The sequence below is a fragment of the Pseudomonas sp. P5_109 genome (genome assembly GCF_034009455.1).
GTDB lineage: Bacteria > Pseudomonadota > Gammaproteobacteria > Pseudomonadales > Pseudomonadaceae > Aquipseudomonas.
Genome location: NZ_CP125380.1, coordinates 1326900 through 1342958, shown reverse-complemented (window position 1 = coordinate 1342958; position 16059 = coordinate 1326900). Strand labels below are relative to the sequence as shown.

The 16059-nt window shown below is 60.6% G+C and carries 15 protein-coding genes; 12 read left to right on the top strand and 3 right to left on the bottom strand.

Going from position 1 to position 16059, the window contains the following annotated elements:
* The first annotated feature begins 98 nt into the window (after window positions 1–98).
* The 4 genes from QMK54_RS05860 (at window position 99) to QMK54_RS05845 (ending at window position 3282) form a co-directional block, all read left to right on the top strand.
* Window positions 99–461, top strand: a complete 363-nt coding sequence (locus tag QMK54_RS05860; RefSeq protein ID WP_110661468.1) for an ArsC family reductase — start codon at window positions 99–101, stop codon at window positions 459–461.
* A 32-nt stretch (window positions 462–493) separates the two neighbouring features.
* Complete coding sequence (gene dapD / locus QMK54_RS05855; RefSeq protein ID WP_015093756.1) at window positions 494–1528, top strand: 2,3,4,5-tetrahydropyridine-2,6-dicarboxylate N-succinyltransferase; 1035 nt, start codon at window positions 494–496, stop codon at window positions 1526–1528.
* 147 nt (window positions 1529–1675) lie between these two features.
* The gene (locus QMK54_RS05850) at window positions 1676–2881 is read left to right on the top strand and encodes a cysteine desulfurase (RefSeq protein ID WP_320402208.1); all 1206 of its coding nucleotides are present in this window, start codon (window positions 1676–1678) and stop codon (window positions 2879–2881) included.
* Window positions 2878–3282: a SufE family protein gene (locus QMK54_RS05845; protein ID WP_110661474.1), complete on the top strand. Its 405-nt coding sequence runs from the start codon at window positions 2878–2880 to the stop codon at window positions 3280–3282. Before QMK54_RS05850 ends, QMK54_RS05845 begins: the two co-directional genes overlap by 4 nt.
* 117 nt (window positions 3283–3399) lie before the next feature.
* On the opposite strand, the gene tcdA is transcribed toward QMK54_RS05845, so the two are convergent.
* Complete coding sequence (tcdA, locus tag QMK54_RS05840) at window positions 3400–4218, bottom strand: tRNA cyclic N6-threonylcarbamoyladenosine(37) synthase TcdA (RefSeq protein ID WP_046041104.1); 819 nt, start codon at window positions 4216–4218, stop codon at window positions 3400–3402.
* 212 nt (window positions 4219–4430) lie between these two features.
* On the opposite strand from tcdA, the gene QMK54_RS05835 reads away from it, so the two are divergent.
* The 4 genes from QMK54_RS05835 to QMK54_RS05820 all read left to right on the top strand — a co-directional run bounded on the left by QMK54_RS05835 (window position 4431) and on the right by QMK54_RS05820 (window position 9675).
* Window positions 4431–7022, top strand: coding sequence for a glycosyltransferase (locus QMK54_RS05835; RefSeq protein ID WP_223593183.1), 2592 nt, complete (start codon window positions 4431–4433; stop codon window positions 7020–7022).
* Between the two features lie 239 nt (window positions 7023–7261).
* On the top strand, window positions 7262–8413 hold the full coding sequence (dapE, locus tag QMK54_RS05830) for a succinyl-diaminopimelate desuccinylase (protein WP_110662439.1): 1152 nt from the start codon (window positions 7262–7264) through the stop codon (window positions 8411–8413).
* The gene (locus QMK54_RS05825; RefSeq protein WP_110662440.1) at window positions 8413–9222 is read left to right on the top strand and encodes a putative RNA methyltransferase; all 810 of its coding nucleotides are present in this window, start codon (window positions 8413–8415) and stop codon (window positions 9220–9222) included. The genes dapE and QMK54_RS05825 overlap by 1 nt, the downstream gene beginning before the upstream one ends.
* 75 nt (window positions 9223–9297) lie before the next feature.
* On the top strand, window positions 9298–9675 hold the full coding sequence (locus QMK54_RS05820; protein WP_320402207.1) for a hypothetical protein: 378 nt from the start codon (window positions 9298–9300) through the stop codon (window positions 9673–9675).
* A 137-nt stretch (window positions 9676–9812) separates the two neighbouring features.
* Here QMK54_RS05820 and QMK54_RS05815 read toward each other — a convergent pair whose 3' ends face one another.
* Window positions 9813–10022, bottom strand: coding sequence for a cold shock domain-containing protein (locus tag QMK54_RS05815; RefSeq protein ID WP_007954750.1), 210 nt, complete (start codon window positions 10020–10022; stop codon window positions 9813–9815).
* Between the two features lie 236 nt (window positions 10023–10258).
* On the opposite strand from QMK54_RS05815, the gene plsB reads away from it, so the two are divergent.
* From plsB to QMK54_RS05795, 4 genes are all read left to right on the top strand, one after another.
* Window positions 10259–12751 (top strand): glycerol-3-phosphate 1-O-acyltransferase PlsB, encoded by a 2493-nt coding sequence (gene plsB, locus QMK54_RS05810; protein ID WP_320402206.1) that lies wholly within the window; start codon window positions 10259–10261, stop codon window positions 12749–12751.
* Between the two features lie 170 nt (window positions 12752–12921).
* Window positions 12922–13299, top strand: coding sequence for a YbaY family lipoprotein (locus QMK54_RS05805; protein WP_110661330.1), 378 nt, complete (start codon window positions 12922–12924; stop codon window positions 13297–13299).
* 94 nt (window positions 13300–13393) lie between these two features.
* Window positions 13394–13795 carry a YbaY family lipoprotein gene (locus tag QMK54_RS05800; protein WP_320402205.1) on the top strand — a complete coding sequence of 134 codons (402 nt, stop codon included), beginning with the start codon at window positions 13394–13396 and terminating at the stop codon, window positions 13793–13795.
* A gap of 27 nt (window positions 13796–13822) precedes the next feature.
* On the top strand, window positions 13823–14512 hold the full coding sequence (locus tag QMK54_RS05795; RefSeq protein WP_008019573.1) for a DUF4197 domain-containing protein: 690 nt from the start codon (window positions 13823–13825) through the stop codon (window positions 14510–14512).
* Between the two features lie 110 nt (window positions 14513–14622).
* Here the strand turns inward: QMK54_RS05795 and QMK54_RS05790 are convergent, their stop codons facing one another.
* A complete protein-coding gene (locus tag QMK54_RS05790; protein ID WP_320402892.1) occupies window positions 14623–15969 on the bottom strand; it encodes a Fic family protein in 1347 nt (448 codons plus the stop codon).
* Between the last annotated feature and the right edge of the window lie 90 nt (window positions 15970–16059).

The following is a 16059-nucleotide window of genomic DNA, read 5'->3' as shown; positions in this document are numbered from 1 at the left end:
CGCGAGCAAGCCCGCTCCCACAGGTTTGCGCTTTACCCGAGTGGCCATGGCATAATCCGTCACCTTTTATTTACGGCACCTGCAAAGGGGGCAATTCCTTGACCGTTTCAAGCAAAACGTTGCACCTTTTCGGCATCAAAGCCTGCGACACCATGAAAAAGGCGCGCACCTGGCTCGATGAACACGCTGTCAGCTATGACTTTCATGATTACAAAGCGGTCGGTATCGACCGTGAACACCTGACCCAATGGTGCAACGAGCACGGCTGGGAAGTGGTGTTGAACCGTGCAGGCACGACCTTTCGCAAGCTCGAAGACGAACGTAAAGCCGATCTCGACCAGTCGAAAGCCATCGAACTGATGCTCGCACAACCCTCGATGATCAAGCGCCCGGTGCTCGATCTCGGTGACCGAACCCTGATTGGCTTCAAGCCAGATATCTACGCGGCCGCGCTCAAGTAAGCAGCCCGTTCCATTTTGTTAGAGGTATCAACATGTCTACTACCCTGTTCAGCCTGGCCTTCGGCGTCGGCACTCAAAACCGTCAAGGCGCATGGCTGGAAGTGTTCTACGCCGCCCCGGTTCTCAAGCCTTCGGCTGAGGTCGTCGCCGCTATCGCCCCGATCCTGGGCTACACCGAAGGCAATCAGGCCATCGCGTTCAGCACTGCCCAAGCCTCGCAACTGGCCGAAGCGCTCAAAGGCGTCGACGCTGCCCAGGCTGCCCTGCTGACCCGCCTGGCCGAAAGCCACAAGCCACTGGTCGCCACACTGCTGGCCGAAGATGCCCAGCTGTCGTCCACTCCCGAGGCCTACCTCAAGCTGCACCTGCTGAGCCATCGCCTGGTCAAGCCCCACGGCCTGAACCTGGCCGGGATCTTCCCGCTGCTGCCGAACGTGGCCTGGACCAGCCAGGGCGCTGTCGACCTGAGCGAACTGGCCGAGCTGCAACTCGAAGCCCGTCTGCGCGGCGAACTGCTGGAAGTGTTCTCGGTGGACAAGTTCCCGAAAATGACCGACTACGTGGTTCCGGCCGGCGTGCGTATCGCTGACGCCGCGCGTCTGCGCCTGGGCGCTTACGTGGGCGAAGGCACCACCGTGATGCACGAAGGCTTCATCAACTTCAACGCCGGCACCGAAGGCCCGGGCATGATCGAAGGCCGCGTATCCGCTGGCGTATTCGTCGGCAAGGGTTCGGACCTGGGCGGCGGCTGCTCGACCATGGGCACCCTGTCGGGCGGCGGCAACATCGTGATCAAGGTCGGCGAAGGCTGCCTGATCGGCGCCAATGCCGGTATCGGCATTCCGTTGGGCGACCGCAACACCGTCGAGTCGGGCCTGTACGTGACCGCCGGCACCAAAGTCGCGCTGCTGGACGAAAACAATCAGCTGGTCAAAGTGGTCAAGGCCCGTGAACTGGCTGGCCAGCCGGACCTGCTGTTCCGTCGCAATTCGGAAACCGGTGCCGTGGAATGCAAAACCCACAAATCGGCGATCGAACTGAACGAAGCGCTGCACGCTCACAACTAAGCCACACGACCACCCGCACCTCTGTAGGAGCGAGCTTGCTCGCGATGGACGTCAACGATAACGCGCGGCATCAGACAGCCCGTGTCGTCCACGCGTCCATCGCGAGCAAGCTCGCTCCTACAGGGGGCAGGCGTACAGGCGAACACCATGATGATGCTCTCCCCCTGGCGCGCCGATTTCCCGGCCATCGCCGCCCTGCAACGGCAAGGCCAGACCTATCTGGACAACGCCGCCACCACGCAAAAACCTCAAGCCCTGCTGGATGCCTTGGCGCATTACTACGCCAACGGCGCGGCCAACGTGCATCGGGCGCAGCATTTGCCCGGCGCCCACGCCACCCAGGCCTTCGAGGACAGTCGCCGCAAAGTCGCGCAATGGCTCAATGCTGGCGATTGTGGCCAGATCATTTTTACCCACGGCGCGACGTCCGCGCTGAATCTCCTGGCCTACGGCCTGGAACATCTTTTCAATCCGGGCGACGAGATTGTCATCAGCGCCCTGGAGCATCACGCCAACCTGCTGCCGTGGCAGCAACTGGCGCACCGTCGCGACCTTAAACTGGTGATCCTGCCGCTGGATGCCGACGGCGTGATCGACCTTGCAGCGGCCGCCGATTTGATCGGCCCACGCACACGCCTGTTGGCCGTCAGCCAGTTGTCCAACGTGATTGGCGCCTGGCAGCCGCTGCCCGAATTGCTGGCACTGGCCAAGGAGCACAACGCCCTGACCGTAATCGACGGCGCCCAGGGCGTGGTCCACGGCCGCCACGACGTGCAAGCATTGGGCTGCGATTTCTATGTGTTCTCGAGCCACAAGCTCTACGGTCCCGATGGCCTGGGCGTGCTGTTCGGGCGCAATACCGCGCTGCAACAGCTGCGTCCCTGGCAGTTCGGCGGTGAGATGGTGCTGGATGCCAATTATCACGACGCACGCTTTCGCCCGGCCCCGCTGGGTTTCGAGGCCGGGACGCCGCCAGTGTCCAGTGTGATCGGCCTGGGAGCGACCCTGGATTACCTCGCCGGGCTCGATCAGGACGCCTTGTCCGCCCATGAAGCGGCACTGCATGCCTGCCTGCTCAAGGGTCTTGAAGCGCGCAACGGCATTCGCCTGCTGGGCAAGCCGCAGGTGGCACTGGCCAGCTTCACCGTCGAAGGTGTGCATAACTCCGACCTGGCGCATTTGCTGACCGAACAAGGGATCGCAGTGCGTGCCGGCCATCACTGCGCCATGCCGCTGCTTAAACGCTTTGAACTGGCCGGAGCGATTCGGGTGTCGTTGGCGCTGTACAACGACTCCGAAGACCTGGAGCGGTTCTTTCAAGCCCTGGATCAGGCACTGGAGCTATTGCGATGAGCTTGCCTGCCGATGCCGTGACGGCGCTCGAGACCTTTCAGAAAGCCGCCGGCTGGGAACAACGCGCCCGCCTGCTGATGCAATGGGGCGAGCGCCTGCCCGCGTTGAGCGATGCGCAGATGTGTGATGCCAACCGGGTGCACGGCTGTGAAAGCCAGGTGTGGCTGGTGGGCGAGTTGCGCGATGGCCATTGGCAGTTCAGCGCCAACAGCGATGCGCGGTTGATTCGCGGGTTGGTGGCGTTGCTGCTGGCGCGGGTCAACGGCTTGTCGGCGATTGAGTTGAAGCAGATGGATTTGCCGGACTGGTTCAATCAGCTTGGGCTGGGGCGGCAGTTGTCCGAGTCGCGCAGCAATGGCTTGAATGCGGTGCTTCAGCGGATGAATGAGTTGGCTGGTTAATCGCCTTCGCGAGCAAGCCCGCTCCCACATTGGATTTCGGTCCTACACAAAAACTGTATTCACTGAAGATCAAATGTGGGAGCGGGCTTGCTCGCGAAGAGGCCATCAGCAGCCACCTCAAACTTGAGGCTTGACCCGCTCCGCCGGCCGCCGCACGCCCGCGACAATCTTGTCCACAGCCTTGGTTGCCGCGACCATGCCGAAGGTCGCCGTCACCATCATCACCGCGCCAAACCCGCCGGCGCAGTCAAGCTTCACCCCATCGCCGACAAAACTCTTCTGCAGGCAAATGCTGCCGTCTGGTTTCGGGTAGCGCAACTGCTCGGTGGAAAACACGCACGGCACGCTGTAATGGCGGGTCACGGTGCGTGAGAAGCCGTAGTCGCGGCGCAAAGTGGAGCGCACTTTCGAAGCCAGCGGATCGTTGAACGTGCGATTCAGGTCGCAGACCTGGATCAGCGTCGGGTCAATCTGCCCGCCCGCGCCGCCGGTGGTGATGATCTGGATCTTGCGACGCTTGCACCAGGCGATCAGCGCCGCCTTGGCGTTGACGCTGTCGATGCAGTCGATCACGCAGTCGATATTCGGCGTGATGTACTCGGCCATGGTGTCGCGAGTAACGAAGTCCGGCACCGCGTGCACTGTGCAGTCCGGGTTGATCCCACGCAGACGCTCGGCCATCACCTCGACCTTGGGCTTGCCCACCGTGCTGTCCAGCGCGTGCAACTGGCGGTTGGCGTTGCTCACGCAGACGTCGTCCAGGTCGAACAGCGAAATTTCGCCCACGCCACAGCGGGCCATGGCTTCCGCCGCCCAGGAACCGACGCCACCGACGCCGACGATCGCCACATGGGCCGCCTTCAGGCGCTCAAGGCCTTCGATGCCATACAAACGGGCGATGCCGGCAAACCGCGGATCTTCTGTACTCATGACCAACACCTCAAAAACCGGCGCGCATTATAGGGCTACGCAGCGACAAGTTTTAAGCTTCAAGCTGCAAGTGTAAGAACTTATGTGAAAGTTAACTGCCCAATGTCGTGCAATTCCCTGTCCGCTGTACGAGCAGAGAATGCCCGGTGTAGGATGCGCGCCCCTTGGCGACAGCCAACCGTTCCTTCGTTCCACAGTCTTTGGAACCCGAAATAGCCATGTCATCGCGTAAATTTGGACTCAACCTGGTCGTGGTGCTCGCCATCGCTGCCTTGTTTACCGGCTTCTGGGCGCTGATCAACCGCCCGGTCACCGCCCCCAACTGGCCTGAACAGATCTCCGGCTTCTCGTACTCGCCATTCCAGCAGGGCCAGTTCCCGCAGAAAGACCAGTACCCGACCGACGATCAAATGCGTCGCGACCTGGAGATCATGAGCAAGCTGACGGACAACATCCGCATCTACTCGGTCGATGGCACCCTGCAAGACATCCCGAAACTCGCCGAAGAGTTCGGCTTACGGGTGACCCTGGGCATCTGGATCAGCCCTGACCAGGAACGCAACGAGCGGGAAATCACCCGCGCCATTGAAATCGCCAATTCCTCGCGCAGCGTCGTGCGTGTGGTGGTCGGCAACGAAGCGATCTTCCGCAAGGAAATTACCGCCGCCGAACTGAGCGTGATGCTCGACCGTGTCCGTGCTGCCGTGAAAGTACCGGTCACCACGTCCGAACAGTGGCACGTCTGGGAAGAACACCCGGAATTGGCCAAGCACGTCGACCTGATCGCCGCGCACGTCCTTCCGTACTGGGAATTTATCCCGGTGGACAAGGCCCAGCAGTTCGTTCTGGACCGCGCCCGCGACTTGAAAAAAATGTTCCCGAAAAAGCCGCTGCTGCTGTCCGAGGTGGGCTGGCCGAGCAACGGCCGCATGCGCGGTGGCGCCGATGCCTCACCGGCAGACCAGGCGATCTACCTGCGAACCCTGGTCAACAAGCTCAACCGCCAGGGCTTCAACTACTTCGTGATCGAAGCGTTTGACCAGCCGTGGAAGGCCAGTGACGAAGGTTCCGTCGGCGCCTACTGGGGCGTGTTCAACGCCGCGCGCCAGCAGAAGTTCAACTTCGAAGGCCCGGTGGTGGCGATTCCGCAGTGGCGCGTATTGGCCATCGGTTCGGTGGTGCTGGCGCTGTTGTCGCTGACCCTGCTGATGATCGACGGCTCGGCCCTGCGCCAGCGTGGCCGCACCTTCCTGACCTTCATTGCGTTCCTGTGTGGTTCGGTGCTGGTGTGGATCGGTTACGACTACAGCCAGCAATACAGCACCTGGTTCAGCCTGACGGTGGGCTTCTTGCTCGCCCTCGGCGCGCTCGGGGTGTTTATCGTATTGCTGACCGAAGCCCATGAACTGGCCGAAGCGGTGTGGGTGCACAAGCGCCGCCGCGAATTCCTGCCGGTGGAGGGCGATTCCAGCTACCGCCCGAAAGTGTCGATTCACGTGCCCTGCTACAACGAGCCGCCGGAGATGGTCAAACAGACCCTCAACGCCCTGGCCAACCTCGACTATCCGGACTTCGAAGTCCTGATCATCGACAACAACACCAAGGACCCGGCGGTCTGGGAACCGGTGCGCGACTACTGCGCAACCCTCGGTCCGCGCTTCAAATTCTTCCACGTGGCACCGCTGGCCGGCTTCAAGGGTGGCGCGCTGAACTACTTGATCCCGCACACCGCCAAGGATGCCGAAGTCATTGCCGTGATCGACTCGGACTACTGCGTCGACCGCAACTGGCTCAAGCACATGGTGCCGCACTTCGCCGACCCGAAAATCGCCGTGGTGCAGTCGCCGCAGGATTACCGCGACCAGAACGAAAGCACCTTCAAGAAGCTCTGCTACGCGGAATACAAAGGTTTCTTCCACATCGGCATGGTCACCCGCAACGACCGTGACGCGATCATCCAGCACGGCACCATGACCATGACCCGTCGCTCGGTGCTCGAGGAACTGGGCTGGGCCGACTGGTGCATCTGTGAAGACGCCGAACTGGGCCTGCGCGTGTTCGAGAAAGGCCTGTCGGCGGCGTATTACCACACCAGCTATGGCAAGGGCCTGATGCCCGATACCTTTATCGACTTCAAGAAGCAGCGTTTCCGCTGGGCCTACGGAGCGATTCAGATCATCAAGCGCCATACCGCCAGCCTGCTGCGCGGCAAGGACACCGAACTGACCCGGGGCCAGCGTTACCACTTCCTCGCGGGCTGGTTGCCGTGGGTCGCGGACGGCATGAACATCTTCTTCACCGTCGGCGCACTGTTGTGGTCGGCGGCGATGATCATCGTGCCGCAACGGGTCGATCCGCCGCTGCTGATCTTCGCAATCCCGCCACTGGCTCTGTTCGTGTTCAAGGTCGCCAAGATCATTTTCCTCTACCGCCGTGCGGTTGGAGTGAACTTGAAAGATGCCTTCTGCGCGGCGCTGGCCGGCCTGGCGTTGTCCCACACCATCGCCAAAGCGGTGCTGTACGGCTTCTTCACCAGCAGCATTCCGTTCTTCCGCACACCGAAAAACGCCGACAACCACGGCTTCTGGGTGGCGATTTCGGAAGCCCGGGAAGAGATGTTCATCATGCTGCTGTTGTGGAGCGCGGCCTTGGGGATCTTCCTGGTGAACGGCATGCCGAGCAATGACATGCGCTTCTGGGTGACCATGCTGCTGGTGCAGTCGCTGCCGTACCTGGCGGCGCTGATCATGGCGTTCCTCTCGTCGCTGCCGAAACCGTCGGTCGAGACTGAAACGGCACCAGCGGTCTAAATCTCTGCGGATGCACTAAACGGCGGCCAATGGTCGCCGTTTTGCTTTAAGATAACCGCCATTTTGCGGGGCTTGGGCATGTCGCGGTTTACCGATCGAACCCAATTCCTGTGGGAGCGGGCTTGCTCGCGAATGCGGTGTAACAATCAACGTATATGTTGACTGACACACCGCATTCGCGAGCAAGCCCGCTCCCACATTGAAGCCCAAGCCCATATCTTACGATTCCGGAGTTTTCCATGACGGCCCACGCCGACCTTTCGCCGACCCTCCAACTCGCCATCGACCTGATCCGCCGTCCGTCCGTGACGCCGATCGACGCCGATTGCCAGAAGCAGATGATGCAGCGCCTGGGCGATGCCGGTTTCACCCTGGAACCGATGCGCATCGAAGATGTGGATAACTTCTGGGCCACCCACGGTCAGGACGACGGTCCGGTGCTGTGCTTCGCCGGCCACACCGATGTGGTCCCGACCGGTCCGGTGGCGGCCTGGCAGATCGAACCGTTCAACGCCCTGATCGACGAACACGGCATGCTCTGCGGCCGTGGCGCGGCCGACATGAAAGGCAGCCTCGCCGCCATGACTGTCGCCTCCGAGCGTTTCGTAGCCGACTACCCGAACCACAAGGGCAAGGTCGCCTTCCTGATCACCAGCGACGAAGAAGGCCCGGCGCACCACGGCACCAAGGCCGTGGTCGAGCGCCTGGCCGCGCGCAAGGAGCGTCTGGACTGGTGCATCGTCGGCGAACCGTCGAGCACCACTCTGGTGGGTGACGTGGTCAAGAACGGCCGTCGTGGATCCCTCGGCGCCAAGCTGACCGTGCGCGGCGTACAGGGCCACGTGGCTTATCCGCACCTGGCGAAGAACCCGATCCACCTCGCCGCCCCGGCCCTCGCCGAATTGGCTGCCGAGCACTGGGACCATGGCAACGATTTCTTCCCGCCGACCAGTTTCCAGATCTCCAACGTCAACTCCGGCACCGGCGCGACCAACGTGATCCCGGGTGACCTGGTGGCGGTGTTCAACTTCCGTTTCTCCACCGAGTCCACTGTCGAAGGCTTGCAAAAGCGCGTCGCCGACATCCTCGACAAGCACGGCCTGGACTGGCACGTCGACTGGGCGCTGTCTGGCCTGCCGTTCCTTACCGAACCGGGTGCGCTGCTCGACGCGGTATCGGCGAGCATCAAGGACATCACCGGCCGCGACACCAAGGCGTCCACCAGCGGCGGCACCTCCGACGGGCGCTTCATCGCGACCATGGGCACGCAAGTGGTTGAACTGGGCCCGGTCAACGCGACCATCCACCAGGTCAACGAGCGCGTGCTGGCAGCGGACCTCGACGTACTGACCGAGATCTACTACCAGACCCTGATCAAGTTGCTCGCCTGATGCTCGCGTGCCCGATCTGCAGTGAGCCGCTGAATGCGGTGGACAACGGCGTGGTCTGCCCCGCCGGGCATCGGTTCGACCGTGCGCGCCAGGGTTACTTGAACCTGTTGCCGGTGCAGCACAAGAACAGTCGCGATCCTGGGGATAACCAGGCCATGGTCGAGGCTCGCCGCGACTTCTTGAACGCCGGTCATTACGCGCCGGTGGCCAAGCGGCTGGCGGAACTGGCGGCCAGCTATGCGCCGCAGCGCTGGCTCGACATCGGCTGTGGCGAGGGTTACTACACCGCGCAAATCGCCGAGGCCCTGCCGAATGCCGAAGGCTACGCGCTGGATATTTCCAAAGAAGCGGTCAAACGCGCGTGCAAACGCGACCCGCAGTTGACCTGGTTGATCGCCAGCATGGCGCGGGTGCCGTTGGCTTCCGGCAGCTGTCAGTTTCTGGCCAGCGTCTTCAGCCCGCTGGACTGGGACGAAGCCAAACGCCTGTTGAGCATCGGCGGCGGCCTGATGAAAGTCGGGCCGACCAGCGGCCACCTGATGGAATTGCGTGAGCGGCTGTATGACGAAGTCCGCGAGTACATTGACGACAAGCATCTGGACCTGGTGCCGGAAGGCATGGCACTGGCGCACAGCGAGACTTTGACGTTCAAGCTGACGCTGGACAAGCCGCAGGACCGCGCCAACCTGCTGGCGATGACACCCCACGGCTGGCGTGCCAGTGCCGAGCGTCGTGCGGCGGTGATCGAACAGGCCGAGCCGTTCGAGACCACCGTTTCAATGCGCTACGATTATTTCGTTCTTCAATAACTTTTGGTTCCGGGCGAGTGCCCGAAACCGGCTAAATCCGCGAATGGATTTTTCAGACCCGCAGTGAGGACATCCATGCGCCAACCGGATATCGAGATTTACCTGAAAGACGCCGACGTCGACCACAAGGCCGTTTCCGCCTGGCTCGGTGTGGCATTGGGCCCGTGCACGGATTGGGTGCAGAAGGGTCAGACCTACAAGTGCAAGGCCGGCAACGTGCCAGTGACCTGGCTGCCAAAAGCCGTCGGCAAGTGGAACAGCCTGTACCTGGAAAGCGACCAGACCCCATGGGACGACGACATCGCCTGCGCCCGCGCCGCGTTTGCCGCGCTGAACGTGGAAGTACGTTGCGCACCGGGCACCTGGGTCGAGGAAGAAGGTGAGGAAACCGCAGACCGCTGGATTCGCATCAGCGCCGATGGTGAAGAAGAGATCACCTGGAAAACTGCATAACACCAAGCGACACCGACCAAATGTGGGAGCGGGCTTGCTCGCGAAAGCGGTACATCAGTCGACATCAGCTTTGACTGACACACCGCTTTCGCGAGCAGGCCCGCTCCCACAATGGTTTGCGTGACCTGAAGAGTGGTTTACAACCCCACCACATCCTCAGCCTGCAAGCCCTTCTGCCCTTCCACCACCGCGTATTCAACCTGCTGGCCTTCGGTCAGCGAACGGTGGCCTTCACCGCGAATCGCGCGGTAGTGCACGAACACGTCCACCCCGTCCTCGCGCTGGATGAAGCCGTAGCCCTTGGCGTCGTTGAACCACTTCACGTTGCCGGTTTCGCGTGTTGCCATTTGTTCATACTCCCTTTTTATTATTGATCGGGCTTTTCGCAGGAAAGCCTCGGGAACGTCTATCTGCGCGCGACGTCCCTATAAGGGCACCGACGACAGACGGCCGAGTATATGACAGACGTTAAAACTCTCAACAGGAGATTACTTCGGCGCTTTTTTGCCGATTTTAAGCGAATACGGCACACTATCGGCCTCCCGAGCAAACGCTCGGTTTTATTCACTCACGCAGAAGCCGTATGACCCGTTCCCCGTTCCGCCGTCTTGTGTTTGGCACCCTGCGCCGACTGCTGTACCTCTGGGTTCGCTCGGAGACGATCAACCAGTCGTCGTTCACCCTTGACCTCGACCGCAGTCGTCCGGTGTTCTACGTCCTGCAAAACCCTTCGCTGACCGACCTCGCCGTGGTCGACACCGAATGCAGCAAAGCTGGCCTGCCACGCCCGGTGCTGCCGGTATCGGTGGGCAACCTGCTCGAACCTGCCGCGTTCTTCTACCTGACACCGGACCCGGACTGGCTCGGCCGCCAGGACAAGCGCGGCGCGCCGCCGACCTTGACCCGCCTGGTCAGCGCCCTGAGCCAGAACGCCGCCGAAGATGCACAGATCATCCCGGTCAGCGTGTTCTGGGGCCAGTCGCCGGACAGCGAAAACAGCCCGTGGAAACTCCTGTTCGCCGACAGTTGGGCGGTGACCGGACGTCTGCGTCGCCTGCTCAGCATCATCGTGCTGGGGCGCAAGACCCGCGTGCAGTTCTCCGCGCCGATCCACCTGCGCGAACTGATCGATCACAACAAGGGCCACGAGCGCACCGTGCGCATGGCCCAACGCATCCTGCGGGTGCACTTCCGCAACCTGAAGGCTGCGGTCATCGGCCCGGACATTTCCCACCGGCGCAACCTGGTCAAAGGCCTGCTGAACCAGCCGATGGTCAAGCAAGCGATCCTCGACGAAGCCGAGCGCGAGAACATCTCCCCGGAAAAAGCCAAGGCCCAGGCCCTGCGCTATGGCAACGAAATCGCCTCGGACTACACCTACACCGCAATCCGTTTCATGGAAGTGGTGCTGAGCTGGTTCTGGAACAAGATCTACGACGGCATCAAGGTCAACCACATCGAAGGCGTGCAGAAGGTCGCCCAGGGTCACGAAGTGATCTACGTGCCGTGCCACCGCAGCCACATCGACTATCTGCTGCTGTCCTATCTGCTGTTCCGCAACGGCCTGACCCCGCCGCACATTGCCGCTGGCATCAACCTGAACATGCCGGTGATCGGCGGCCTGCTGCGTCGCGGCGGCGCGTTTTTCATGCGCCGTACGTTCAAGGGCACCCCGCTGTACACCTCGGTGTTCAACGAATACCTGCACACCCTGTTCACCAAGGGCTTCCCGGTGGAGTACTTCGTCGAAGGCGGCCGTTCGCGCACCGGACGCATGCTGCAACCGAAGACCGGGATGCTGGCGATCACCCTGCGCAGCTTCCTGCGTTCGTCGCGCATGCCGATCGTCTTCGTCCCTGTGTACATCGGCTACGAGCGCGTACTGGAAGGCCGGACCTACCTTGGCGAATTGCGCGGCGCGGCCAAGAAGAAAGAGTCGATCTTCGATATTTTCAAAGTCATCGGCGCGCTCAAACAGCGCTTCGGCCAGGTGGCGGTGAACTTCGGCGAGCCGATCAAACTGGCGGAATTCCTCGACAGCGAACAGCCCGACTGGCGCAAACAGGAGCTCGGCCCGCAATTCAGGCCGGCCTGGCTCAACGAAACTACCAATCGCCTCGGCGAAAAAGTTGCGCAGCACCTGAACGAAGCGGCGGCGATCAACCCGGTCAACCTCGTTGCACTGGCCCTGCTGTCTACCAGTCGCCTGGCCCTGGACGACCGAGCGATGGCGCGGGTGCTGGATCTGTACCTGGCGCTGCTGCGCAAAGTGCCGTACTCACCGCACACCACCCTGCCGGAAGGTGACGGCCGCGCGTTGATCGAGCACGTGAAGGACATGGACCTGCTGTCCGAGCAGAGCGATGCCCTGGGCAAGATCTTGTATCTGGACGAGCAGAACGCCGTCCTGATGACCTACTACCGCAACAACGTATTGCACATCTTCGCCCTGCCGGCACTGCTCGCGAGCTTCTTCCAGAGCGCCTCGCGCATGAGCCGCGAACAGATCCTGCGCTACGCCCGCGCGCTGTATCCGTACCTGCAAGCGGAGCTGTTCATTCGCTGGTCGCTGGACGAGCTCGATGCGGTGATCGACCAGTGGCTGGAGGCCTTCGTCGAGCAAGGCCTGCTGCGTTTCGAGAACAACGTGTACCTGCGTCCGGCGCCAAGCTCACGGCATTTCGTGTTGCTGACCCTGCTGTCGAAAAGCATCGCCCAGACTTTGCAGCGCTTCTACATGACCGTGTCGCTGCTGCTCAACAGCGGCCAGAACAGCATCAGTGCCGAAGAACTGGAAGACCTGTGCACGGTCATGGCCCAGCGCCTGTCGATCCTGCACGGCCTGAACGCCCCGGAGTTCTTCGACAAGAGCCTGTTCCGCCATTTCATCCAGACGATGCTCGACCTCGAAGTGCTCAAGCGCGACGAAGCGGGCAAGCTGAGCTATCACGAACTGCTCGGCGAACTGGCCGAAGGCGCGGCCAAACGGGTGTTGCCGGCGGAGATCCGTTTGTCGATTCGGCAGGTGGCGTTGCATCGCAGTGAGGATGCCGCGGAGTTGGTAGCGCCGGCCTGATCCATCTAGATCACTGCGCGCTAAGTTTGTGGCTGAAGCAAGGATGCTTCTGACTCATACCACTCCAGCTTCGCTCCGGATCATGGGAATTCACCTACATAGAAATCGTGGCATTGCCCCCATTCTGAAAGCTCGTCAATTCCGAAGATTTTTTTGATAAGGAAATCAAAATGAGCAGTGAATCCGTCTGGACCATCAGCGGCGAAGTGCATTACCTCGAAGAGATTGAACTTGCGCCGAACTCGACACTTTACGTCAGCTTACAAGATGTCTCTGTACCAGATGTCCCCGGAAAATTACTCTTCCAGGAAGTTGTCCGTGATGCAGAAAGGGGGCTGAGCTTTTTATTGGCGTATCGTGAAGAAGACGTCATGCCTGGACACCAGTATGCAATCAGTGCCCATATCAAAAGCGACGATAAGCTGATTTTTAAAACCATCCCACATCACCCGGTAACACTGGACGGCACCGACCTGGCTAATCAGAAAGTGCTGGTCCGCGCCTACGACGGACGCCCCTGCGGCACCCGTAACCCGGATCGCCCATAAGCGCGACAAGTTGCCGGGGGATATTGCCAGCAAAATCCGCTAAATTGTCGGTGGCGCCAGTCTTCTTCGGGCGCCAACGACAGGGATTCAACTCATGAAAAAACTCTCTCTCCTTGGGCTTACTGTTTTGCTCGGAGCCTGCCAGTCCATACAACCCACCGCCAAAACCAGCCTCGACGGCGAAGTCTTCTACTTGCAACGCATCGCCCTGCCTCCGACGGCGATCCTCAGCGTCAGCCTGCAGGACATCTCACTCGCCGACGCCCCGGCAAAGGTCATCGACGAACAGCGCGGCCCGGTCAAAGGCCAGGTGCCGCTGGCCTTCCATCTCAGCTACGACCCGCTGAAGGTAGAGCCCAACCACCGTTACTCGGTGAGCGCGCGCATTGAAGTCGACGGCAAACTGATGTTCATCACCACCGAGAATCATGCCGTGCGCCTGGACGGCACCGATCCACAGCCGCTGAAGGTCCGTGTCGACCCGGCCCGCTACTAAGTGTCTTTTTCGAAAAAGGAAGTTGCCATGTTTCGCCCTACCCTTCGTTTCGCCGGCCTGTGTGCAGGTTTGATGATTTCTGCCAGCGCCCTGGCGCTGTCCCTCAGCGACCTGTCGCAGAAAGACGCCACCGGCGGGCTCAAGGACGCACTGACCCAAGGTGCACAATTGGCAGTCAAACAACTCGGCACCCCGGGCGGTTTCAGCAACAACCCCGACGTGAAAATCGAACTGCCGGGCAAACTGGGCAAGGTCGCCAGCAAAATGAAACAGTTCGGCATGGGTGACCAGGTCGATGAGCTGGAAGCCAGCATGAACAAAGCGGCGGAAACCGCCGTGACCCAGGCCCAGCCAATCCTTGTCGACGCCGTGAAGAAAATGACCGTGGAAGACGCCAAAGGCATTCTCAGCGGCGGCAACGACTCGGCCACCCAATACCTGAACAAGACCAGCCGCGAACAGATCCGCGCCAAGTTCCTGCCAATCGTCAAGCAAGCCACTGACAAGGTTGGCCTGGCCCAACAGTACAACTCCTTCGCCGGCCAAGCGGCGACCATGGGTGTCGTGGATGCGAAGAATGCCAACGTCGAAAACTACGTCACCGAACAGGCGTTGAATGGCTTGTTCGAAATGATCGGCAAACAGGAAGAAACCATCCGCCAGAACCCGGCGGCTGCGGCGACCAGTTTGGCGAAGAAGGTGTTTGGCACGCTCTAGGCCACGTGCAATCCTTGTAGGAGCGAGCTTGCTCGCGATGAGGTCGTGTCAGTCGGCATCGATGCTGGCTGTTATTGCGCAATCGCGAGCAAGCTCGCTCCTACAAGGAATCAGGTTGCCGAGACCGGTCGTAGAAAAAACACCCACTCCCGCCCCATCTTGCGTTTCTCGAACAGCTCCAACGCTACCAGTCCATTGAGCGTGGCTGATGCTGTGTTGTAAGAACAACCCAGATTCTCCTTCACATTGACCGCCGTGAACTCCTTGGCCATTCCGCTCCTGGCCACTTGAAACAACGCCCGCTGTTTCTCGGTGAGCCGGTTCAGAAAACCACTTTCACGCAACCAGCAATCAAATAGCTGCGCATCGCTCAGACTTTTCCGATACGCCTCGGTAAAACTGCCCACAGCGCGCAACACCACCGAACACTGGAAATCGATGAAGTACGTCAGATCCAGGTCATCCGCCTCGGTATTCAAATACGACCGCCCGTACTTCAACGGCGCATTGCGCAACAAGACACTGATGGCGATATAGCGAAATGCTGAGTAATCATTTTTGAACATGAACCAGTAAAACAACGCGCGTGCCACCCGACCGTTGCCGTCACGAAAAGGATGCTCGTAACCCAGGACAAAATGCAGCGCGATGGCTTTGATCAATGGGTGAAGGTAGTCCGCTTGATGAAGGTTGTTGTGGGTTTGGTTGATCCACTGGGTCAGCACCTGCAAACGTGACACAAGCCCTGCTGCAGGCGGTGGCGAATGCACAGTGTTGCCCTCGCCATCCTGGACGACGACGTCATCGTTGGTCCTGAATGCTCCAGGCGAGTACCGCGAATCGTCGATCCCTTCGACGCCAACCCGATGCATGGCTGCAATCAGCTCAACGCTCAGTGGCTCGTAACGCTGCTCCCAGGCGAAGTTCATCATCTTGTAGTTACCGATGACCATTCGTTCATCCGGCGTGCGCGGCAAGCGATGGCGCTTGAGCATGTCCTTGGCCACCCGCGTCGTGGTGGCCGCACCTTCAAGCTGGCTGCTGCTGATGGCCTCGTCTTCGATCAGATCATTGAGCAAATAGCTGAAATGAGCGCGCTCGCCAATCTGGCCGGTCATGTACTCCAGCACTGCGGTTGTCGCCTGACGATCCACAACTGAAATCGCTTTTTGTGCCTGTGGCGTCAGCATGAATTTCAGCCAGCACGCCGGTTCACCCAATGGCAAAAGGTTCGAGTACTGTGCAGTCCGCGCTTTCTTGACCAAGGCCCAGCACAGATTCGAATCCAGTCCCGGCGCCCATCGATAACGCAATGAATCGAACGGCAGGTAACGCCCCTGATCGTCCAGGGGCTTGAGCAACGCGAGGTATTGCGAAAGGCACTCCTTATGGGGCGATCGCAACAGCCGATCAAACACCGGATCGGACCGGCCCCTCAATGTGGGTGGATTTTTCATGGCGCTGTCCCAACAAGCGTGAAACCGGGCGCTGAGTACAACACCTGAGCTTTTCAGCCTCAATATCAGACAGGTCCGAGATAGATGTAG